The following is a 22,955-nucleotide window of genomic DNA, read 5'->3' on the forward strand; positions in this document are numbered from 1 at the left end:
GCTGTCGCCTTGCCTGAGCTATCCAGACGTAATCACGTAACGATTGAAGGAGACTTGACCGCCATGCAGCAGCCGAACGCATCCGCCACCACCGAAGCCACCACCACCGGGGCTCGCCTCGTCGTCGATGCCCTCGTCGCCAATGGCGTCGAGCGCGTGTTCTGCGTACCGGGCGAGAGCTATCTCGCGGTGCTCGATTCGTTATCCGACGAAACCGCGAAGATCGAAACCGTGGTGTGCCGTCACGAGGCGGCGGCGGCGAACATGGCGGAAGCGATCGGCAAGCTCACGGGCAAGCCGGGCGTTGCGCTCGTCACGCGCGGGCCGGGCGCCACGCACGCCTCGATCGGCGTACACACGGCGTTCCAGGACTCCACGCCGATGATCCTGCTGATCGGCCAGGTCGCGCGCGAGCAGATGGACCGCGAGGCGTTCCAGGAGATCGACTATCGACGCATGTTCGGCCAGATGGCCAAGTGGGTCACGCAGATCGACGACGCGCGCCGCGTGCCTGAATATCTGAGCCACGCGTTCCATATCGCGATGTCGGGCCGGCCGGGCCCGGTCGTGCTCGCGCTGCCCGAAGACATGCTGAGCGGCGCGATTCCTGCATCCGAAGCGCAACCCATCGCGCCGCCCGCGCAACGCGTGCAGGCCTCGCCTTCGGCCGCGCAGATGGAGCGCGTGCGCGAACTGCTCGCGGGTGCGAAGAAGCCCTTCGTGATCGCGGGCGGACATGGCTGGAACACCCAGGCGTGTGCTGATTTCCAGCGCTTCGTCGAAAACTGGCAATTGCCGGTCGGCCTCGCGTTCCGCTTTCAGGACACGCTCAACAACGAGCATCCGAACTACGCGGGCGACGTGGGTCTCGGCGTGAATCCGGCGCTGGCCAAACGCATTCGCGAAGCGGACGTGCTGCTCGCGCTCGGTCCGCGTCTGGGCGAATCGACGACGGGCGGCTATACGCTCTTCGACATTCCCAAGACGAAGCAAACGCTCATTCACGTGCACCAGGGCGCGGAAGAACTCGGCCGTGTGTATGCAGCGGATCTGCCGATCGTCTCCGGCCTCGCGGAAATTGCGGCGCTGCTCGCCGAACTGCCCGCACCGGCTCAACCCGCGTGGGCCGGCAGCGCCGCCGAAGCGCACGAGGCATGGCACGCATGGCGCAAGCCGCTGCCGATGCCAGGCGACGTGCAACTCGGCGAAATCATGCAGCAACTGCGCGCACGCCTGCCCGACGACGCGATCGTCACGAACGGCGCGGGCAACTACGCGACATGGCTGCATCGCCACTTCGCGTATCGCCACTTCCGCTCGCAACTCGCGCCCACGAGCGGCGCGATGGGCTACGGCGTGCCGGCCGCGATCGCCGCGAAGTCGCTCTATCCTTCGCGCACCGTGGTCGCGCTCGCGGGCGATGGCTGCTTCATGATGGCCTCATCGGAACTCGCCACGGCGATGCAGTACGGGCTCAATGTCGTGTTCATCGTCGTGAACAACTCGCACTACGGCACGATCCGCATGCACCAGGAGCGCCACTATCCGAATCGTGTGCACGGCACGCAGCTCACGAACCCTGATTTCGCGGCGTTTGCGCAGTCGTTCGGCGCGCATGGCGAAGTCGTCACGGCCACGGCGCAATTCGCAGGCGCACTGGAGCGCGCGCTCACGGCCGGCAAGCCTGCGCTGATCGAAATCCGCGTGACGAAGGAAGCGAGCACGCCTGCGGCGACGCTCGAACAGATTCGCGAAGCGGGCAAGAAAATGCGCGGAGAGTGACTGAAAAGGAATCCTGAATAAGCTCACCTTTCGAGCCGGACGGGTAGTCCTGAGCACACAAACAAAAGCCCCGCAGATCTTTCGATCGTGCGGGGCTTTTGACTTCAGCCGAACGTCAGGCGCTTACTTGCCGCCCACGCTTTGCAGCGTCGTCCACTTGCCGTCGACAACCTTGTACAGCGTGATGCCACCGTTCTTCAGGTCGCCGCGCTGGTCGTACGCGAGGTCCGACGTCGTGACAGCCGGCATGCTCGTCTTCGCGAGGAACGGCAGGTACTTCGCCGGGTCCGTCGAGTTGGCCTTCTTCATTGCCGCGAACATGGCCATTGCGCCGTCATAGGCGTACGGCGAGTACGTCTGGACGTCTTCGCCGAAGCGCTTCTTGTACTTCGCGACGTAGTCCTTGCCACCCGGCATCTGGTCGAGCGGCAGGCCGGCGAGCGATGCCACCGTGCCGTTCGCCGCGTCACCCGCGATCTGCAGGAAGGTCGGCGTGTGCACCATTTCGCCGCCCATCAGCGGAGCCTTGATGCCGAGCGACTTCATCTGCTTGACCATCGGTGCCGCTTGCGAATCCGCGCCGCCGAAGTAGACCAGGTCGGGGTTCATCGCCTTCGCCTTCGTCAGCACCGACTTGAAGTCGACGGCCTTGTCGTTGGTGTACTCGCGGTCGATGATCGTGCCGCCCGCAGCCTTCGCTGCCTTCGAGAACTCGTCGGCGAGACCCTGGCCGTAAGCCGTGCGGTCGTCGATCACGACGATCTTCTTCATGCCCAGGCTCTTCACTGCGAACGCGCCCGCGACCGAACCTTGCTGCGTGTCCGAGGTCATCATGCGGAACGTCGTGTTGAAGCCTTGCTGCGTGTACTCAGGCGCCGTCGCCATGGCGATCTGCGGGATGCCCGCGTTCGCGTAGATGCGCGAAGCCGGGATCGTCGTGCCCGAGTTGAAGTGACCGAGCATGCCCTTGATGCCGTCGTCGACGAGCTTCTGTGCGACCGTCGTGCCCGTGCGCGGGTCAGCCTGATCGTCGGCCGAGTCGAGCACGAAGTGAACCGGCTTGCCGCCGATCATGGGCTTCGTCGCGTTGATGTCTTCGACTGCGAGCGTGATGCCGTTCTGGAAGTCCTTGCCATAGTGCGCCTGCGCACCCGTCATCGGACCGGCGAAACCGATCTTCACGTCTTCGGCTTGTTGTGCGTGCGCAGTCCCCGCCAGCGACAGGGCGGCGACAAGCGTCGCGCCTGCCAGCTGCTTCATCGTGTGTTGCATTGCTTCTCCTTGGTACCAGGTATCGAACGAGCGGCTTCGGATTCGTGAGCCTTGCCGCTTCCTTGTCTTGAGACGACCGACAGTATGGCTTGTGGTTAACCGATCGTCATCAGATTTGCATTACCGCCTGCTGCTGCCGTATTCACGCTGACCGAACGTTCCGCGAGCAGTCGTTCGAGAGCGTAATCTTCATCGCCGTTGGCGAGTGCGTGCGCGGCCACCCCCTGCACCGAGACGATCGGGCCAGGACGCTTCGCCACTTCCTTCACGAGTGCGAGCAGCTCGTCGCTGTCGCCTTCGAAGAGGACCGCATCGAAGTCGGCGTCGGCCGTCTTCTTGATCGCCACGTGCGCCTTGAGCGCCGCCGGGAGCGCGTTCACCAGCGCTTCGCCCGCCGCGCCCTGGAACAACGCGCGGTTGCCCGTTGCCAATGCAACGGCGAGTTGTGCGCGTGCGCCCGTTGCCGTGGAGGGCACGCACAGCACGGTGCCGCGCGCCGAAAGCGTGTACGTGTTGCGCTCGCCCGTCGGGCCCGGCAGAACCGCCGTGGCGCCTGCGAGCACGTATTCGAGGTAGCCGTCGCAGCGTGCCGCGAGCGCGGGCTCGCGCTCGGCGATGAGCCAGTCGCGCAGCGTCGTGAGCGCAGTCTGCGCCGATTGCGGCGCGCCGTTGTTGCCTTCTGCAGCTTGCGGCGCATCCACGACGAGCACATCGGCGAGCGACTTCGGCAGACCGGCCGGACGCTTCGCGAGCAAACGCGAGAGATACAGCGCGCCACCCGCCTTCGGACCCGTGCCCGACAGGCCCTCACCGCCGAACGGCTGCACGCCCACCACCGCGCCGATCACGTTGCGGTTCACGTAGATGTTGCCCACGTGCGCGCGGCCGATCACATGCGCGATCGTTTCGTCGATACGCGTGTGAATGCCGAGCGTGAGGCCGTAGCCGGTTGCGCGGATCTGCTCGAGCAGCTTGTCGAGCTGGCTGCGGCGATAGCGCACCACGTGCAGCACCGGGCCGAACACTTCGCGCTTGAGTTCGTCGAGGCTGTCGAGCTCGATGAGCGTGGGCGGCACGAACGTGCCTTGTGCGCAGGTTTCGGGCGTCGGCATCTGCTGGACCTTGCGGCCCTTCTCACGCATGCCGGTAACGTGCGTGTCGATGCCGCGCTTCGCGTCGACGTCGATCACGGGGCCAACGTCGGTCGAGAGGCGGTCGGGGTTGCCCACCGCGAGTTCCTTCATGGCGCCCGTGAGCATTTCGAGCGTGCGGTCCGCCACGTCATCCTGCAGGCACAGCACGCGCAGCGCGGAACAGCGCTGGCCAGCCGAGTCGAACGCGCTTTGCAGCACGTCGGCCACGACCTGCTCCGCGAGCGCCGACGAATCGACGATCATCGCGTTCTGGCCGCCGGTTTCGGCAATCAGCGGAATCGGGCGGCCTTCGGAGTCGAGGCGCTCGGAAAGCGTCTTGTTGATGAGGCGCGCAACTTCGGTCGAGCCCGTGAACATCACGGCACGCGTGCGGTGATCGGCGACGAGCGCCGCGCCCACGGTTTCGCCGTTGCCCGGCAGCAGTTGCACCGCGCCGGCCGGCACGCCGGCTTCGCGCAGGATGCGCACGGCTTGCGCGGCGATCAGCGGAGTTTGTTCAGCGGGCTTCGCGAGCACCGTGTTGCCGGCTGCGAGCGCGGCGGCCACCTGACCCATGAAGATCGCGAGCGGGAAGTTCCACGGGCTGATACACACCACGGGGCCGAGCGGACGATGCGTGTCGTTCGAGAACTCGTCGCGGATCTGCGTGGAGTAGTAGCGCAGGAAGTCGATTGCTTCGCGAATTTCGGCCACGGCGTTCGGCAGCGACTTGCCCGCTTCGCGCACGATCAGGCCCATTAGCGTGTGCATCTGCGCTTCGAGCAGATCGGCGGCGCGCGCGAGGCAATCGGCGCGCGCTTCGACGGGCGTCGCCTGCCAGATCGGCGCGGCGGCCACGGCATGCGAAAGCGCGGCGCTCACGTGCTCGCTCGTGGCTTCCACGACGGTCCCGACGAGATCGCGATGATCGGCGGGATTGCGCACGTCGCGCGCGGCGCCGTCCGCGATGTCGTTGTCGGCGAGCATCGGCGCGGCGCGCCACGGGTGATGAGCGCTCGCCAGCAGCGCCGACGAAAGCGACGCAAGACGATGCTCGTTCGAGAGATCGAGGCCCATCGAATTGGAGCGCTCGTTGCCGTACAACTCGCGCGGCAGCGCAATCTTCGCGTGCGGCGCGCCGAGCGGCACGACCTTCGCGGCTTCGTCGATCGGGTTCGCGACCAGTTCGCTCACCGGCACGGTCTCGTCGGCAATGCGGTTCACGAACGACGTATTCGCGCCGTTTTCGAGCAGGCGGCGCACGAGATACGCGAGCAGCGTTTCATGCGTGCCGACCGGCGCGTAGACGCGGCACGGACGGTTGAGCTTGCCTTGCGCGAGCGGGCCCGTGACTTCTTCGTACAGCGGCTCGCCCATGCCGTGCAGGCACTGGAATTCGTACTGGCCGGGATAGTAGTTCTGGCCCGCGAGGTGATAGATCGCCGAGAGCGTGTACGCGTTGTGCGTGGCGAACTGCGGATACACGGCATCAGGCGCGCCGAGCAGCTTCTTCGCGCAGGCGAGGTACGACACATCGGTGTAGATCTTGCGCGTGTACACCGGGTAGCCTTCGAGGCCATCCACCTGCGCGCGCTTGATTTCCGTATCCCAGTAGGCGCCCTTCACGAGGCGCACCATGATGCGGTGACGGCTGCGGCGCGCGAGATCGACGATGTAGTCGATCACGAACGGGCAGCGCTTCTGGTAAGCCTGCACCACGAAACCAATGCCGTTCCAGCCCGCCAGTTCCGGATCGAAGCACAGCGCTTCGAGCAGGTCGAGCGAGAGTTCGAGGCGGTCGGCTTCTTCGGCGTCGATATTGAGGCCAATGTCATAGCGGCGGGCGAGCACGGCGAGCGCGCGCACGCGCGGCAGCAGCTCGCCCATCGTGCGTTCCTGCTGCGCGCGCGAGTAGCGCGGGTGCAGCGCGGAGAGCTTGATCGAGATGCCCGGGCCTTCGTAGATCCCGCGCCCGCCCGCAGCCTTGCCGATGGCGTGGATCGCCTGCTCGTACGATGCGTAGTAGCGCTGAGCATCGGCTTCCGTCGTTGCGGCTTCGCCGAGCATGTCGTACGAGTAGCGGAAACCGCGCGCTTCGAACTTGCGGCTGTTGGCCAGCGCTTCCGAGATGTTCTCGCCCGTCACGAACTGCTCGCCCATCAGGCGCATGGCCATGTCCACGCCCTTGCGGATCAGCGGCTCGCCGCCCTTGCCAATCATGCGCGTGAGCGCCGACGACAGGCCGGTTTCGCTGTTCGTCGTCACGAGCTTGCCCGTGATCATGAGGCCCCACGTGGCGGCGTTCACGAACAGCGACGGCGCGTGGCCCACGTGCGACTTCCAGTCGCCCTTGCTGATCTTGTCGCGAATGAGCGCGTCGCGCGTGGCGCGGTCGGGAATGCGCAGCAGCGCTTCGGCAAGGCACATCAGCGCCACGCCTTCCTGGCTGGACAGCGAAAACTCGTGGATCAGGCCTTCCACACCGCCGCCGGTGCCCTTCGCGCGCAGCGTTTCCACGAGCTTGGTGGCGAGCTTCGTGACGTCGCCGGTGAGGTTGACCGGCAGGCGCGCCTCGCCGATCAGGAACGGCACGCACTCCGGCTCCGGGCGGCGGTACGCGGCCGTGATGGCCGCGCGCAGCACCGACTGCGGTTGCACGTTCTGCGCGAATTCGAGGAACGGGTGCGAGGCTGCGTCGTCGTCCTCGGCGGTAGCACCTTCCGCGAGATCGGTCGCACCGACATGCCCGTTGAGTTCGGGAGGCAGCTGGCCGTGCTCGATTTTCTCGAGGTAGGCAAAGATGGCTTGCTTGATGAGCCAATGCGGCGTGCGCTCGAGCCGCGTGGCGGCGTCCTTGAGGCGGGAGCGGAGGAGATCGTCGACTTTGACGCCAAGTGTGGTGCTAGCCATGTTTCCTTCGTATGCCGGCACATCCGCACCGGCGGTGACTAAAAAGTTGGCGAATCGTAACCCTACAAATAAAAAGGTGCAACCACTCTCTCAATATGGTTGCACCACTGTGGAAACCTTGTACAGCCGGGCTTTGCGGCCGATGGCCGCCCACCGGGCCGCGCGGGTTGCGCTCGGTATTTTCCCTGGTCCAGCAACACGCAGGACAACCCTAATCGATTCCGCGGCCGTGCCGTTATACAAACAAAGCGGGGGTTGTTCACAAGAAAGAGCGAAGGGACCGGAAAATGGAAAAGCTGCTGGTAATCGCAGGGATCTGGACGATGTGCGCCATGTGCGCCGTGCTTTTCATGCGCGGCGCGACGGCGCCGGATGAACGCCGCATGAGCTTGAAGCGCGCGGCGCATAGGGACGCGGCCGATACGGTCGGCCAGTAAGGAAGGAAACGGGAAGTCGATGCCGGGTGGCCCCGCTGTTGCCTTAGGGTGCACGTCAGCGGGGCCACGTCCGCGGCTAGATGTCGAGCGGATCGACTTCGAGATTCCAGCGCAGCACGCCGCGCAACGCGCGCAGCGCGGGCTGCCACGCGCGCAGCGTCGCCTGCAGCGCGGCGCGCGACTGGCTTTCCACGAGCAGTTGCGCGCGATGCACGTTCATCACCTTCACGATGGTGAGCGGCACCGCGTCGTAGGCCATGACGCGCTCGGCGCCCGGAATCGCGGCGAGCGCTTCTGCGGCCTGGGCAAGAAACGCCAGCGCGGCTTCCAGCGTGCGCCCTTCGGCGCGCAATAACGCCTGATAGACGAACGGCGGCAGGTGCGCATCGCGCCGCTCCGCGATCTGCGTATTCGCAAAACCCACATAGTCCTGGCGCGCCAGCGCGTGATAGAGCGCATGGCGCGGATAGCGCGTCTGCACGAGCACCTCGCCGGGCAGTCCGGCGCGACCCGCACGCCCGCTCACCTGCATCAGTTGCGCGAACAGGCGCTCGCTCGCCCGGAAATCGTGCGAGAAGAGCGCATTGTCGGCGTTCAGCACGCCAACTAGCGACACGCGCTGGAAGTCGTGCCCCTTCGCGATCATCTGCGTGCCCACCAGGATGTCGACTTCGCCCGCGTGCACGTCGGAGAAAAGCGCCTGCGCGCTGCCCTTGCGGCGCGTGCTGTCGGCGTCGATGCGCAGCACCCGCGCTCCCGGCACCGCACTCGCGAGCGCCTCCTCGATTCGCTGCGTGCCGCGCCCCATGGGCGCGATGTCGACGTTGCCGCACTCGGGGCACGAATGCGGAATGCGCGATTCCCAGCCGCAGTGATGGCAGCGCAGTGCGCGCTCGGGCTTGTGCAGCACGACGTAGGCGCTGCAGCGCGGGCAACCCGCCACCCAGCCGCAGGCATCGCACGCGAGCGTGGGCGCGTAGCCGCGACGGTTCAGGAACACGAGGCTCTGCTCGCCGCGCTCGAGACGCGCCTTCATCGCCGCGACCAAAGGCCCGGACAGCCCCTCGAACGAGGCTCGGCCGCGCCGGCGCTCCTCTTCGAGGTCGATCAGCTTGACAGTGGGCAGCACCGCGTCGGCAATGGCGCGGCGCGTGAGCGTGAGGCGCGTGTAGCGCCCCTGCTCTGCCTGCCACCAGCTTTCGAGCGACGGCGTGGCGGAGCCCAGCACGACCGGCACGCCGAGCTGCTTGGCGCGCCATACGGCGAGATCGCGCGCCGAGTAGCGCAGCCCTTCCTGCTGTTTGTAGGCGGGGTCGTGCTCCTCGTCGACCACGAGCATCTTGAGACGCGGCAGCGAGGCGAGCACCGCGAGCCGGGTGCCGAGCACGATGCGCGCGCGGCCCGTGTGCGCCGCAAGCCAGTTGCGGGCGCGCTCGCCTTCGGCCAGCCCGCTGTGAAGCGTCACGATGGCGTCGCTCGCGAGCATGGCCGCGAAGCGCGTGCGAAAGGCCGCCTCGAACTGCGGCGTGAGATTGATTTCGGGAACGAGCACCAGCGCCTGAGCGCCCGGATCGCGCTCGAGCAGCGCCGCGAGCGCGCGCAGATAGACTTCGGTCTTGCCGCTGCCCGTCACGCCATGCAACAGGAACGGTGCGAAGCCGCTCGCCGCGCCGATCGCCTCCACGGCGTCGGCTTGCTCGTCGCTCAGGCGCGGGATCTCAACAACGGCGGTGGCGTCCGCGGCGCTGCTGGCCATGCTTGCGGCCGAGCCGAACTCGATGCATTCATGCTCGACCCAGCCAGCGTCGCACCAGGCTTCGAGTGTCGCGATCGCCTTGGGATGCAACGCGCGCGCCGCGGCTGCGTCGAGTTCGCCGGCATCGGTTAGCGCCTGCGCGAGACGGCGCAGCGCCTGCGCGCGCGCCGGCAACGCGTCGGGCAGCGCGGCGCGCCCTTGCGGCAACAGCCGGTAGCGCTCCTCCGGGGCGAGGAGACGCGCCCAGCGCGACGGATCGCGCAACGCCTGAGGCAGCGCAGGCAACGCGACCTCGCCCAGGCCCCGCTGATAGTAGTCGGCGGCAAAGCCTGCCAGCGCGAGCCATTGCGCCGAAAGTGGCGGGCAGGCGGCGCACACCGCGCTCGCGTCACGGAGCTTGTTCGCGGGCACGTCGCTGTGAGCGTTCACTTCGCAGATGAGGCCGACCACATCGCGGCGTCCGAACGGCACACGCACCAGCATGCCGGGTTCGGGCGCGGTATCGAGGCTATAGCGATAGTCGTAGAGCGCGTCCAGAGGATGGTCCAGCGCCACGCGCACGAACGGCCCTGTCATGCTGCGCCCCCAGGGAAGTTCCGTACGCTAGCGCACAGACACGCAAACCTAAAGTAATACTTGAGATTTCGCGCTAAGTTTTGGATTCCGCAGAACAATCGCGCCCCCGAATCTGCGCCTGTGGATAACTTTGTTGAGAACTCGCCGGGCGTCGTCGCAGGGCGCCCGCGCAGGCTCGTTATGTGGGATACCGCACAGAGCGCCGTGGAGCGGCGAAAGCCTTGTCTGTCAAGGGTCTGATTGATTCTGCTCAGACTTAAGCGGGCGCCTGCGACAACCTTTCCCTCTTGCGCGCCGCAACGAGGCAAGTGTGCATAAGTCAAGTCTTGACAGGACCGCAATGGCGTCTGGGTGGCCTCTTGAGCCCGGTCATACCCTGATGCCCGGAGCCCAGCTTGATGCGGCGCACCAAAATGTCACGCACCGGCTGCGCGAATCGCGCGGCTGTGACGATGCACTTCGTCCACGAGTTCAGCCACGCTTTCGGGCGGCGTGAACTGCGAAATGCCGTGGCCGAGGTTGAACACGTGGCCCGGGTGCGCGCCAAAGCTGTCCAGTACCGCGCGCGCCTGCTCGCGAATCGCGGCAGGCGACGCGAACAGCACCGTGGGGTCGAGGTTGCCCTGCAGCGCCACGCGATCGCCCACGCGTTCGCGCGCACGGCCAAGGTTGACGGTCCAGTCGAGGCCCACTGCGTCCACGCCCGTGTTGGCGATTTCATCGAGCCAGAGTCCGCCGCCCTTCGTGAACGTGATTACCGGCACGCGCTCGCCGTCGTGCTCGCGCTTGAGCTGCGCCACGACCTGAGCGATGTACGCGAGCGAAAAACGCTGATAGACGCCGTCCGCAAGCGCACCGCCCCAGGTGTCGAAAATCATCACGGCCTGCGCGCCTGCTTCGATCTGCGCGTTCAGGTAAGCCGCCACGGCCTGCGCGTTGACTTCGAGAATGCGCTGCATGAGGTCCGGCCGCGCGTACAGCATCGACTTCACCGTGCGGAAGTCGTCCGAGCCGCCGCCCTCGACCATGTAGCACGCGAGCGTCCACGGGCTGCCTGAGAAGCCGATGAGCGGCACGCGCTGGCGCCCTTGCGCATTGGTGAGCGCGCGGCGAATTTCGCGCACGGCGTCGGTCACATAGCCGAGCGTCGCGCCGATGTCCGGCACGGCGAGGCGCGCCACGTCTTCTTCCGTGCGCACGGGGTGCGCAAACTTCGGCCCTTCGCCCGCCTGGAACGAGAGGCCGAGGCCCATTGCATCCGGGATCGTCAGGATGTCGGAGAACAGGATCGCGGCATCGAGCGGATAGCGCTCGAGCGGCTGCAGCGTGACCTCGGTCGCGTAATCAGGATTCTTCGCGAGGCCGAGGAAGCTGCCCGCGCGGCTGCGCGTGGCGTTGTACTCCGGCAGATAGCGGCCTGCCTGGCGCATCAGCCAGATTGGCGTGTACTCGGTCGGCTGGCGCAGCAGCGCGCGCAGGAAGGTGTCGTTCAGGAGAGTGTGGGCCACGTGCTGGATGCGCGAAGTCGCGCCAAGGTTCGAAAGCGAGCGCCCATTTTACCGGAGCGGCCGCCGTGCCATACCGCTGATGGGCGGCATCAGAAAGCGCAATAACACCGAAGTATAGGTCCTTGCATACCCAGGTAAGTCCGCGCTTATCTGTCAGGGCAAGCGAGGACTATGATCAGACGGCTTTCTAAAAAATTACATCGATCAAAACCATAGAAGGAGACACGATGAAAAAAGTCGCCCTCGGCCTGACGATCGTTAGCGCCGTTTTGTTGAGCGCATGCGCCACGAGCCAATCGGCCGGCACGCCAACCAACGCTACGCAGGCCGCCGCTCCTGCCGCTAATGCTTCACGCCTCGATGAAATCCTCGCGCGCGGCACGCTGCGCGCCTGCACGACTGGCGACTACAAGCCCTATTCGTTCTACAGGCAGGACGGTACATTCGAAGGCATCGATATCGACATGACGGAGTCGCTCGCGAAGTCGCTCGGCGTGAAGGCCGAGTTCGTGAAGACGTCGTGGTCGAACCTCATGACCGACTTCCTCGCGAAGTGCGACATTGCGGTGGGGGGCGTCTCCACGACGCTCGATCGCCAGAAACGCGCGTTCTTCACCGAGGCGTATCAAGTCGACGGCAAGACACCGATCGTGCGCTGCGACGACGTCAAGAAGTACCAGACCATTGCGCAGATCAACCAGCCTTCAGTGCGCGTGATCATGAATCCGGGCGGCACGAACGAGCGCTTTGCGAAGCAGTTCTTGCCGCATGCGAACCTCATCATGTATCCGGACAACGTGACGATCTTCAAGCAGATCCTCGCAGGCAAGGCCGACGTGATGGTGACCGACGCTTCCGAGACGATGCTGCAGCAAAAGCTCAACCCGGGCCTGTGCTCCGTGCATCCCGACAAGCCATTCCAGTACGGCGAGAAAGCGTGGATGGTGCCGCGCGGCGACGTGGTGTTCCAGCAGTATGTCGATCAGTGGCTGCATCTTGCGCGCGCAAGCGGCGAATATCAGGCAATCTCCGACAAGTGGCTGAAGTGAGGTGTTGACTCGCGCCACGTTGTTATGGCCCTTCGAATTGCTACGATGAGTTGCAAGACGATGCCGTAACACGAGGCGCGCAAAGTTTGCATTTCGCGCATGCGAGCGATGTCGACGCATTGCGCATGTGCGCAACCGGTAATTCCGTACGAAGCGCGTCACGCGCAAAAGGCCCATGCTGTGGGCCTTTCTTCATGCGATACGAATCCTCTCGCGCGAACGGCGATTCGGGCTGTCAAACCGCCTCGGAAAATAGCGGTAAAAATGACTTCCGTAAAACGCTCAGGATGGCAAAAAGAGGCTCTAAGCCTTATCTGGCGGGCGTTACAACCTGAAACACTTTGTTACCGCGAAGCCATCTTAATTCGCCCACAATGGCTTTCAACGGTTTCAACACGGATGTGGCTCGGTGCCAGTGTGAGCGGACACAAAACACCTGCCGGTCGGCACTACGCCGAAGCCCTCTCGAGGGGCATCCTTGTTGGAGCCGTGACCGGCGTCGAAGACGTTTCATGACCCGGCTCCTCCTTTGGTCTCCTCGCGCTAACCCCGTAGCGTGTGGTTTTTAGCGGGCTCCAGGCCCGCTTTTTTTTCGCCTGTATGTTTCGTTATTCAACAGGCATCGCTACGCACCCACTCCCTCCACCGCCAGATAATCGTTCGGTTTCCCGATTATTTTTGCGCGCCCATGCATCGCGCCGCGACGGGGCGATCTGTCCGCCGCGGCATTGCATTAAACCAGGCGTCAAGCCGTCTTCTGCTCACTGATCTTGAGTTCGTCGATCATGCGCGCGCGCATCACGAACTTCTGCACCTTGCCTGTCACGGTCATCGGCAGTTCGTCGACGAAGCGGATGTACTTCGGGATCTTGTAGTGCGCAATCTGCCCCTGGCAGAACGCCTGAATGTCTTCAGCTGTTGCCACCTCGCCCGGCCGCAGCACGATCCACGCGCACACTTCCTCGCCGTACTTCGCATCGGGCACGCCGAATACCTGCGCCGATTGCACCTTCGGATGGCGGAACAGAAACTCCTCGATCTCGCGCGGATAGATGTTCTCTCCTCCTCGAATGAGCATGTCCTTCAAGCGGCCGACGATGTTGCAGTAGCCTTCGGCGTCGATCGTGGCGAGATCGCCCGTATGCATCCAGCCGTCGACGATCGACTCTGCCGTCTTCTCCTCATCGCCCCAGTAGCCCTGCATCACCGAATAACCCTTCGTACACAGCTCGCCCGTTTCGCCCACAGGCACGGTGTTGCCGAGCGCATCGACGATCTTGACTTCGAGATGCGGCTGAATGCGGCCCACGGTGGTCGTGCGCTTGTCGAGCGGGTCGGTTGTCGAGCTTTGGAACGACACCGGGCTCGTTTCCGTCATGCCGTAGGCAATCGTGATTTCGGCGAGATGCATCTTCGACACTACGCGCTTCATCGTCTCGATCGGACAAGGCGAGCCGGCCATGATGCCCGTGCGCAGCTTCGAAAGATCGAAGCTCGCGAACTCCGGATGATCGAGTTCCGCGATGAACATGGTGGGTACGCCATGCAGTGCCGTGCACCCCTCTTCCGAGACGGCTGCGAGCGTCGCGCGCGGATCGAAAGCCTCGCCTGGGAACACCATGTTTGCGCCCACCGAAACGCACGCGAGCACCGCGAGCACCATACCGAAGCAGTGATAAAGCGGCACCGGAATGCAGAGCGAGTCTTCCTCCGTGAGGCGCATTGCCTGGGCGATGAAACGCCCGTTGTTGAGCACGTTGCGGTGCGTGAGCGTCGCGCCCTTCGGATTGCCGGTCGTGCCGCTCGTGAACTGGATGTTGATCGCGTCGTCGGGCGACAGCGCCGCATCAATCGCGCCGAGCCACGCCGTGCCGTCGCGGGCAATGCGCTCGCGGCCCATCTCCACGAGTTCGCTGAAGCAGAGCATGCCGGGCGTGGCCGTGTCGCACATGCGCACGACCGCACGCAACTCGGGCAGGCGCGCGGCCTGCAACTGGCCGGGGGCAGCGGTCGCAAGCTCCGGCGCAAGCGTCTGCAGCATCTCCAGATACTTCGAGGTCTTGAAGCTCTCCGCGGAAACAATGGCCTTGCAACTCACCTTGTTCAGCGCGTATTCGAGTTCGGCGAGGCGATACGCGGGATTGATGTTGACGAGCACCGCGCCGATGCGCGCGGTCGCAAACTGGGTGAGCAACCACTCGACGCGATTGGGCGACCAGATGCCAACGCGATCCCCCTTGACGATGCCGAGCTCGGCGAAACCTGCGGCGAGCACGTCCACTTCGGCGGCAAACTCACGCCAGTTCCAGCGGATGCCCTGCTCGCGAAATACCACGGCGGGCCGCTCGGGAAACCGCTTCGCCGTCTCCTGCAGGAAGGTGCCTAGGGTCGCGTCGCTGAGCGGCACGTCGATCGTGCCTCGTACGTATGAAAGCCCGTCTTTCGGCGCGATGAGCGGCTCATGTACACCGGGCGCTGCGGGCGCGCCTGCTGCGTCGATTGCCATGATGGCTGTCTCCTGGGGAGCGTCACTCCCGCGTTTGAAATGAATTTGAAATCCATTGTGCCACCGGCTTTCCCGGGGGCGGCATCAAGTCTTACCCGCGGAGCACGCATCTGGGCCGGCCGCGAACGCATGATTTGGCATTACCTTTCCGTAAACGTCAAGTATGTCAGAGCGTTTTTGTCGACCACCGTGGCTCAGGGCATTTATGCCGCGTTTTTCATCGCAATGCCATCGGGCCGTGCCCGTTCAGCTGCGCGCAAATGCAAAAAGGGCTCCCCGATTGGGGAGCCCTTTTTGCTTCGGACTACGCGCCGCAAAGGCGCGTGTACGAGAACCAATTAATGCTGGTTCATCTTGCGCAGGCGCTGGATCGCCGCGAGTTGCGCGACCGCGTAGGCCAGTTCGGCCTGGGCAGTGGCGTACTCGAGGTTCGAGCCGGCGTTCTGCAGCGTCTCTTCAGCGCGCTTGCGCGCTTCCGTGGCCTTCGCCTCGTCGAGGTCCTTGCCGCGGATCGCCGTGTCAGCGAGCACCGTGACGGCGCCCGGCTGCACTTCGAGAATGCCGCCTGCGACGAACACGAACTCTTCACCGCCGTCTTCCGCCACGATGCGCACGGCACCCGGACGAATACGCGTGATGAGCGGCGTGTGGCCCGGCAGAATGCCCAGCTCGCCCGCCTCGCCCGGAAGCGCGACGAACTTCGCCTGGCCGTCGAAGATGTTCTCTTCGGCGCTGACGACGTCTACCTTGATGGTTGCTGCCATATGTGTCGACTCCTGTGAATTGGTTGCGGCGGCGGATAAGTCACACGTGACTTATCCGCCCGTTGGCAACTCAACCCTTACTGGATCTTCTTGGCCTTTTCGAAGGCTTCGTCGATCGTGCCGACCATGTAGAACGCCTGCTCCGGCAGGTGATCGCACTCGCCGCCAACGATCATCTTGAAGCCGCGGATCGTTTCCTTCAGCGGCACGTACTTGCCCGGCGAGCCCGTGAAGACTTCCGCGACGTGGAACGGCTGCGAGAGGAAACGCTGGATCTTGCGTGCGCGGGCGACCGACAGCTTGTCTTCCGGCGACAGTTCGTCCATGCCCAGAATTGCGATGATGTCGCGCAGTTCCTTGTAGCGCTGCAGCGTTTGCTGCACGCCACGCGTGATCGAGTAGTGCTCTTCGCCAATCACGTTCGGGTCGATCTGACGCGAGGTCGAGTCGAGCGGATCGACTGCCGGGTAGATACCCAGCGAAGCGATGTCACGCGACAGCACGACGGTTGCGTCAAGGTGGCCGAAGGTCGTAGCCGGCGACGGGTCGGTCAAGTCGTCCGCAGGGACGTACACGGCCTGAACCGACGTAATCGAGCCCTTCTTCGTGGACGTGATGCGCTCTTGCAGCTTGCCCATTTCTTCAGCCAGCGTCGGCTGATAGCCCACTGCCGAAGGCATACGGCCAAGCAGTGCCGACACTTCGGTACCGGCCAGCGTGAAACGGTAGATGTTGTCGACGAAGAACAGCACGTCGAGGCCTTCGTCACGGAAGTACTCTGCCATCGTGAGGCCCGTCAGCGCGACGCGCAGACGGTTGCCCGGCGGCTCGTTCATCTGGCCGTACACCAGCGCGACCTTGTCGAGAACGTTCGAGTCCTTCATTTCGTGGTAGAAGTCGTTGCCCTCACGGGTACGCTCGCCCACGCCCGCGAACACGGAGAAACCGCCGTGCTCCTTTGCGATGTTGTTGATGAGCTCCATCATGTTGACGGTCTTGCCCACGCCAGCACCGCCGAACAGACCGACCTTGCCGCCCTTTGCGAACGGGCAGATCAGGTCGATAACCTTGATGCCGGTTTCGAGCAGTTCCGCCGAAGGCGACAGATCTTCGAACGCCGGAGCCTTCTGGTGGATCGCGCGCGTGTTTTCGCTAACGATCGGACCGGCTTCGTCGATCGGACGGCCCAGCACGTCCATGATGCGGCCAAGCGTCGGCTTGCCGACCGGCACGCTGATGGGCTTGCCCGTGTTCTTCACCACGGTGCCGCGACGCAGACCGTCCGAAGCGCCCAGACAGATGGTGCGGACAACGCCGTCGCCCAGCTGCTGCTGCACTTCGAGGGTCAGGTCCGATCCTTCGAGAATCAGCGCGTCGTAGATCTTCGGCATGGTCTCGCGCGGGAATTCCACGTCGATCACCGCGCCGATGCACTGTACGATCTTGCCTTCTACCAAAGCAGTTGTACTCATCGATTTTCCTTTAGATACCTGAATTCTTCACTCGCTCACCGGTTCAACACCGGCGCGGTTTCGCAATCGGTTCGCGACTATCAGACGGCTGCTGCGCCGCCGACGATTTCCGAAAGTTCCTTCGTAATCGCGGCCTGGCGGCTCTTGTTGTACGAGAGCTGCAGTTCGTTGATGACCGTCTTCGCGTTGTCCGACGCCGCCTTCATCGCCACCATACGGGCCGACTGCTCCGAAGCCATGTTTTCCGCCACGGCCTGATAGACCAGGGCTTCGACATAGCGCACCAGCAGTTCGTCCACGACGGTTTGCGCGTCCGGCTCGTAGATGTAGTCCCACGCCGACTTCGGCGTCGTGCCGTCGTCGTTCGCTTCGAGACGCTCGGCCGACAGCGGCAGCAGTTGCTCGATCACAGGCTCCTGCTTCATCGTGTTGACGAAGCGCGTGTACGCGAGGTACACGGCGGAAAGCTTGCCTTCCGAGTACTGGTCGAGCTGCACCTTGATCGCGCCGATCAGCTTTTCGAGGTGCGGCGTGTCGCCGAGTTGCACAACGTTCGAGACGACCTTCGCGCGCAGACGGTTCAGGAAACCGAGGCCCTTGCTGCCGATCGCAGTTGCTTCGATCGACGTGCCGGATGCTTCCAGATCCTTGATCTTCTGCAGCGTCGCGCGCAGCACGTTAGTGTTCATCCCGCCGCACAGACCCTTGTCGGTCGTGACGAGAATCACGCCTGCGACCTTCGCACCGGTGTTTTCCACCATGAACGGGTGGCGGTACTCGGGGTTCGCACGGCTCATGTGCGCAGCGATGTCGCGGACCTTGTCGGCATACGGGCGGGCGGCGCGCATGCGCTCCTGGGCACGGCGCATTTTCGACGCCGCGACCATTTCCATCGCCTTGGTGATCTTGCGCGTGTTTTGCACGCTCTTGATCTTGCCGCGAATTTCCTTCATTCCAGCCATTGCTTGCTCCTTTGTCGACCCGAGTCAGCGCTTGCACACTCACTCGGGTCCCAGTCCGATTATCTAGATTGATTCCCGGACGGATCAGTATGCGCCGGACTTCTTGAAGTCCTTGAGAGCCGCGTGGAGCGCGTTCTCGTCGTCCTTCGAAAGGTCCTTCTTGTCCTCGATGCGCGCGACGAGGTCAGCGTGCTTCGACTTCAGGTATTCGCGCAGGCCCTTTTCGAACGGCAGGACGTCCTTGACGTCGATGTCGTCGAGGTAGCCGTTGTTCGCCGAGAACAGCGCAACAGCCAGTTCCCACACTTGCAGCGGCTGGTACTGCGGCTGCTTGAGCAGTTCCGTCACGCGGCGGCCGCGCTCGAGCTGCTTGCGGGTCGCTTCGTCGAGGTCCGATGCGAACTGGGCGAATGCAGCCAGTTCACGGTACTGCGCGAGGTCGGTACGGATACCGCCCGACAGCTTCTTCACGACCTTGGTCTGAGCCGCGCCACCCACACGCGACACCGAAACGCCGGCGTTGATTGCCGGGCGGATGCCTGCGTTGAAGAGGTCGGTTTCCAGGAAGATCTGGCCGTCGGTAATCGAGATCACGTTCGTCGGAACGAATGCGGTCACGTCGCCGGCTTGCGTTTCGATGATCGGCAGTGCGGTGAGCGAACCCGTCTTGCCCTTCACTTCACCGTTCGTGAACTTCTCGACGTAGTCGGCCGACACGCGTGCGGCGCGCTCGAGCAGACGCGAGTGGAGATAGAACACGTCGCCGGGGTAAGCTTCACGGCCCGGCGGGCGGCGCAGCAGCAGCGAGATCTGACGGTATGCCCAGGCTTGCTTGGTCAAGTCGTCATAAATGATCAGGGCGTCTTGACCGCGGTCGCGGAAGTATTCGCCCATCGTGCAGCCGGCGTACGGCGCGAGGTACTGCAGCGCGGCCGATTCCGAAGCCGAAGCGGCGACGACGATCGTGTATTCGATCGCGCCCGTTTCTTCGAGCTTGCGCAGCACGTTCTGGATCGACGAAGCCTTCTGACCGATGGCGACGTAGATACAGATCAGGTCCTTGCCCTTCTGGTTGATGATCGTGTCGACGGCCACTGCGGTCTTGCCGCACTGACGGTCGCCGATGATCAGCTCACGCTGGCCACGGCCGATCGGCACCATCGAGTCGATCGACTTCAGACCCGTTTGCACCGGCTGCGACACGCCTTCACGCCAGATCACGCCCGGAGCGATCTTTTCGATCGCGTCGGTCATCTTGGCGTTGACCGGGCCCTTGCCGTCGATCGGGTTGCCGAGGGGATCGACCACGCGGCCGATCAGTTCCGGGCCCACCGGCACTTCGAGAATGCGGCCCGTCGTCTTGACGATGTCGCCTTCCGAGATGTGCTCGTACTCGCCGAGAATCACGGCGCCGACCGAGTCGCGCTCGAGGTTCAGCGCGAGGCCGAAGGTGTTGCCCGGGAATTCGAGCATTTCGCCCTGCATCACGTCCGACAGGCCGTGGATACGCACGATACCGTCGGTCACGGAGATCACGGTGCCCTGGTTGCGAACGTCGGCGCTCGCTTCAAGGCCCTGGATCCGGCTCTTGATCAGCTCGCTGATCTCAGAGGGATTGAGTTGCATTATTCGCTCCTGATGTTCAATTCTGTTGCGTGCCAGCCGCCGCGCCCGATTTTTGTAATCGAGGCGCTCAGGCGGTCAACGCCGCCTGCATGCTGGCGAGCCGCGCGCGGACCGAGGTATCGAGCACTTCGTCGCCGACCGTGACGCGCACGCCGCCGATGAGCGAGTTGTCGATCTCGACGGTCGGCTTCAGCTTGCATTTGAACTTGCGTTCGAGGCTGGCGACGAGGTCGTTCAACTGTGCGCCTTCGAGCGGGAACGCGCTGACGATCACTGCGTCAGCAGCACCTGCCTTGGCGTTCTTGAGCGCTTCGAACTGCGTCTGGATTTCCGGCAGCAGTGCCAGGCGATGATTCTCGATCAGCATCTGCACGAGGTTCTTCACCTCGGCCGATTCCTTGACCGGCGACTTCACCGCCGCGAGCAGCAGCTCGACGACCTGGGCATGGCTCACCTTCGGGCTCGTCGCGACCGACTGCACCTCGGGCAAGGCCGCAACCTGTGCCAGCTCCGAAACGAGCGTGGACCAGGCGGCGGTGTCACCAGCTTCGGCCACGCCAAACAGGGCTTCTGCGTACGGGCGGGCGATGGTTGCAAGTTCGGCCATGATCAGAGCTCGGCTTTCAGTTGATTCAGCAGTTCGGCGTGGGCCGACTGATCGACTTCGCGCTTCAGGATCTGCTCGGCGCCTTGCACAGCGAGTGCCGCGACTTCGGAACGCAGTGCTTCGCGTGCCTTGACGACCTGCTGGTCGGCGTCGGCTTTCGCTTGCGCGATGATGCGTGCCGCTTCGGCGTGTGCCTGGGCCTTGATTTCTTCTGCGACGGCCAGCGCGCGCTTTTCGGCGTCGGCGATACGGCTTTGACCCTCGTTACGGGCCGTGGCGAGCTCTTCGCCGACGCGCTTGTGCGCCGCTTCGAGTTCCGCCTTGCCCTTTTCCGCAGCGGCCAGGCCGTCTGCGATCTTCTTCGAGCGCTCGTCGAGGGCGTTGATCAACGGCGGCCACACGAACTTCATCGTGAACCACGCGAGGATCAGGAACACGACCATTTGCGCAAACAGGGTTGCGTTGAGATTCACGGTGTTTCCTTAATCGTTGCTATTCCGGGGAATTGAAACGGCAAGGCGCTCATCGGTTGTGAAACTCGATCAGCGCCTCGTCTCCCGTTCCGCCATGCGCCCACTACCCGTTATAGGTCAGGCGCAACCTTCCAGGGAACTTAGCCCGCGAGCTTCGAGAGCAGCGGGTTAGCGAACGCGAACAGCATTGCAACACCCACGCCGATCAGGAACGCTGCATCGATCAGACCAGCCAGCAGGAACATCTTCGTCTGCAGCGGGTTCATCAGTTCAGGCTGACGTGCGCAGGCTTCGATGTACTTGCCGCCCATCAGGCCGATACCGATACAGGCGCCGATTGCACCCAGGCCGATGATGATGCCGATACCGATGGCCGTGAAACCCTGGATGTTGGCGATGAAAGCTTGCATGATCACTCCTTTGTGAGATTTTCTGGAACTGGGGATTTAAAACTGCAAATCTGGTTTGACGAGCACTTAGTGCTTGTCGTGTGCCTGGCCGATGTACACCAGCGTCAGCATCATGAAAATGAACGCCTGCAGCAGAACGATCAGGATGTGGAAGATCGCCCAGACGCTGCCCGCAATCACGTGGCCGATGAAGCCAAGCACCGTCGTGTCCGCGCCGAAGCTCCACAGACCGCCCAGCAGCGCGATCAGCAGGAACAGCAGCTCGCCTGCATACATGTTGCCGAACAACCGCAGGGCGAGCGAAACCGTCTTGGCGACGAACTCGATGATGTTCAGTGCAAGGTTCGGGATCCACAGCAGCGGATGCGCGCCGAACGGGGCCGAGAGCAGTTCGTGTGCGAAGCCGCCAGGACCCTTGATCTTGAGGTTGTAGTAAATCATCAGCACGAACACGCCGAGCGCGATGCCGAACGTGCCGTTGAGGTCGGCAGTCGGAACGATACGCTGGTGCGGCAGCACTTCGGACAGGCCGAGCCAGCCGATCACGCGCGTGGGCAGATCGACAGGAATGAAGTCGAGCGAGTTCATGAGCGCGACCCAGATGAACACGGTCAGCGCGAGCGGCGCGATGAATGCGCGGTTGCCATGGACGATGGACTTGGACTGGTCCTCGACCATCTCGACCAGCATTTCGATGGCGCACTGGAAGCGGCCCGGTACGCCCGGGGTCGCTTTGCGCGCAGCGAGGCGCAAGATGAGGATCGTCACGACGCCACACAGGATCGACCAGAACAGCGTGTCGATGTTCCAGACGCTGAAGTCGACGATCGACGTCTGGTGCGAGGTCGCAAAGTTCTGCAAGTGGTGAGCAATGTACTCGGACGGACCCGGTCCGCTCGTTCCTTCGCTAGCTGCCATATCGTTAATGCCACCCAAATTGTCGAAAATCGTTTTCGGCCGCTCCCGCCGCAATACTGTATTGCGGGAACGCACCGCCGTGGATCGTGTCTTATCTGCTTCGCTTCGGCCGGCCGACTTCCACCTGCATCGCTTCGACGCCCTGAATTGAGGCGGCGCGATGTTGGTGGATCAGCGCCAGGCGAGCGCGATCCAATATGTCTTTAGTGCGATCAGGTACGTGACGAGCAAGGGGATCCACTGCACGTCGTGATACCAGAACGCGATGGCGACGAACATCGCAATCGTCGCCCCCATCTTGAAAGCTTCACCGAGCATCCAGTTCAGCACGGTGCCTGCACGACTCAACTGCCTGAGGCGTGCCGCGAACAGCGCGCCAGGAAACCAGCAGATCGCTCCGCCCAGGAACGCCGACAACGCAGCACTGCCCGGCGGCTTATAAAACAGCCACCACGCCAACGTTGCAACCAGGGACAAAACCACTTGCGCCGCCACGACACGAAACGGCGTGACGCGCGATGGGCGACTCACCTGCGCGCCGAAGATCTGCTCGGCTTCGGCCCGGGTGAGCGGAACGATGTCGTTATTATCTTGCTGGCTGGCGTCCAGCTCATCCCAGCGCGCGTTGTGATCAACGCGTCCGGAATGTTTTGCCGCTGCATCCTGCCCCCGGCTGGATGCTTCGACTTTGCCCGGCGGAACATCGGGCCCTTCATGCGCCTGCGGCGCTTCGTCTGGCCTCTGACCCACCATCGCTTTATTCCGGAAATTCGCCTGGCACGCTCTTTATTACA

17 protein-coding genes are annotated in these 22,955 nt (G+C 63.8%); 3 read left to right on the forward strand and 14 right to left on the reverse strand.

Annotated features, from left to right (window positions below):
- The first annotated feature begins 63 nt into the window (after positions 1–63).
- Complete coding sequence (locus U5A65_RS15240; protein ID WP_321946749.1) at positions 64–1,782, forward strand: thiamine pyrophosphate-binding protein; 1,719 nt, start codon at positions 64–66, stop codon at positions 1,780–1,782.
- Positions 1,783–1,905: 123 nt separating this feature from the next.
- Here the strand turns inward: U5A65_RS15240 and U5A65_RS15245 are convergent, their stop codons facing one another.
- The gene (locus U5A65_RS15245) at positions 1,906–3,054 is read right to left on the reverse strand and encodes a branched-chain amino acid ABC transporter substrate-binding protein (protein ID WP_321907159.1); all 1,149 of its coding nucleotides are present in this window, start codon (positions 3,052–3,054) and stop codon (positions 1,906–1,908) included.
- A gap of 95 nt (positions 3,055–3,149) precedes the next feature.
- Complete coding sequence (gene putA / locus U5A65_RS15250) at positions 3,150–7,097, reverse strand: trifunctional transcriptional regulator/proline dehydrogenase/L-glutamate gamma-semialdehyde dehydrogenase (protein WP_321946750.1); 3,948 nt, start codon at positions 7,095–7,097, stop codon at positions 3,150–3,152.
- Positions 7,098–7,384: 287 nt separating this feature from the next.
- Here putA and U5A65_RS15255 point away from each other — a divergent pair, with 287 nt between their 5' ends.
- Positions 7,385–7,534, forward strand: coding sequence for a hypothetical protein (locus U5A65_RS15255; RefSeq protein ID WP_321907162.1), 150 nt, complete (start codon positions 7,385–7,387; stop codon positions 7,532–7,534).
- A 76-nt stretch (positions 7,535–7,610) separates the two neighbouring features.
- On the opposite strand, the gene U5A65_RS15260 is transcribed toward U5A65_RS15255, so the two are convergent.
- Together U5A65_RS15260 and hemE are read right to left on the reverse strand one after the other, a co-directional pair.
- Positions 7,611–9,866 (reverse strand): primosomal protein N', encoded by a 2,256-nt coding sequence (locus U5A65_RS15260; RefSeq protein ID WP_321907164.1) that lies wholly within the window; start codon positions 9,864–9,866, stop codon positions 7,611–7,613.
- Positions 9,867–10,282: 416 nt separating this feature from the next.
- Positions 10,283–11,374 carry a uroporphyrinogen decarboxylase gene (gene hemE / locus U5A65_RS15265; protein WP_321907166.1) on the reverse strand — a complete coding sequence of 364 codons (1,092 nt, stop codon included), beginning with the start codon at positions 11,372–11,374 and terminating at the stop codon, positions 10,283–10,285.
- 227 nt (positions 11,375–11,601) lie between these two features.
- On the opposite strand from hemE, the gene U5A65_RS15270 reads away from it, so the two are divergent.
- Positions 11,602–12,423: a transporter substrate-binding domain-containing protein gene (locus tag U5A65_RS15270; protein WP_321934495.1), complete on the forward strand. Its 822-nt coding sequence runs from the start codon at positions 11,602–11,604 to the stop codon at positions 12,421–12,423.
- A gap of 745 nt (positions 12,424–13,168) precedes the next feature.
- Here the strand turns inward: U5A65_RS15270 and U5A65_RS15275 are convergent.
- The 10 genes from U5A65_RS15275 to U5A65_RS15320 form a co-directional block, all read right to left on the reverse strand.
- Positions 13,169–14,929 (reverse strand): AMP-binding protein, encoded by a 1,761-nt coding sequence (locus U5A65_RS15275; protein WP_321946751.1) that lies wholly within the window; start codon positions 14,927–14,929, stop codon positions 13,169–13,171.
- Positions 14,930–15,267: 338 nt separating this feature from the next.
- Positions 15,268–15,693, reverse strand: coding sequence for a F0F1 ATP synthase subunit epsilon (locus U5A65_RS15280; protein WP_158758930.1), 426 nt, complete (start codon positions 15,691–15,693; stop codon positions 15,268–15,270).
- A gap of 77 nt (positions 15,694–15,770) precedes the next feature.
- Positions 15,771–17,165 carry a F0F1 ATP synthase subunit beta gene (gene atpD / locus U5A65_RS15285; protein ID WP_321907171.1) on the reverse strand — a complete coding sequence of 465 codons (1,395 nt, stop codon included), beginning with the start codon at positions 17,163–17,165 and terminating at the stop codon, positions 15,771–15,773.
- 80 nt (positions 17,166–17,245) lie between these two features.
- On the reverse strand, positions 17,246–18,127 hold the full coding sequence (atpG, locus tag U5A65_RS15290; protein WP_233883441.1) for a F0F1 ATP synthase subunit gamma: 882 nt from the start codon (positions 18,125–18,127) through the stop codon (positions 17,246–17,248).
- An 84-nt stretch (positions 18,128–18,211) separates the two neighbouring features.
- Positions 18,212–19,753, reverse strand: a complete 1,542-nt coding sequence (gene atpA / locus U5A65_RS15295; RefSeq protein WP_069264448.1) for a F0F1 ATP synthase subunit alpha — start codon at positions 19,751–19,753, stop codon at positions 18,212–18,214.
- 67 nt (positions 19,754–19,820) lie between these two features.
- On the reverse strand, positions 19,821–20,360 hold the full coding sequence (locus U5A65_RS15300) for a F0F1 ATP synthase subunit delta (protein ID WP_158758934.1): 540 nt from the start codon (positions 20,358–20,360) through the stop codon (positions 19,821–19,823).
- A gap of 2 nt (positions 20,361–20,362) precedes the next feature.
- Positions 20,363–20,833: a F0F1 ATP synthase subunit B gene (locus U5A65_RS15305; RefSeq protein WP_133183351.1), complete on the reverse strand. Its 471-nt coding sequence runs from the start codon at positions 20,831–20,833 to the stop codon at positions 20,363–20,365.
- Positions 20,834–20,973: 140 nt separating this feature from the next.
- Positions 20,974–21,243 carry a F0F1 ATP synthase subunit C gene (gene atpE, locus U5A65_RS15310; protein WP_028203308.1) on the reverse strand — a complete coding sequence of 90 codons (270 nt, stop codon included), beginning with the start codon at positions 21,241–21,243 and terminating at the stop codon, positions 20,974–20,976.
- Between the two features lie 66 nt (positions 21,244–21,309).
- Positions 21,310–22,161: a F0F1 ATP synthase subunit A gene (atpB, locus tag U5A65_RS15315; protein WP_042265988.1), complete on the reverse strand. Its 852-nt coding sequence runs from the start codon at positions 22,159–22,161 to the stop codon at positions 21,310–21,312.
- Positions 22,162–22,332: 171 nt separating this feature from the next.
- Positions 22,333–22,914 (reverse strand): ATP synthase subunit I, encoded by a 582-nt coding sequence (locus U5A65_RS15320; RefSeq protein ID WP_321907176.1) that lies wholly within the window; start codon positions 22,912–22,914, stop codon positions 22,333–22,335.
- Positions 22,915–22,955: the final 41 nt, after the last annotated feature.

This window comes from Paraburkholderia sp. J10-1 (genome assembly GCF_905220165.1).
Lineage (GTDB): Bacteria > Pseudomonadota > Gammaproteobacteria > Burkholderiales > Burkholderiaceae > Paraburkholderia.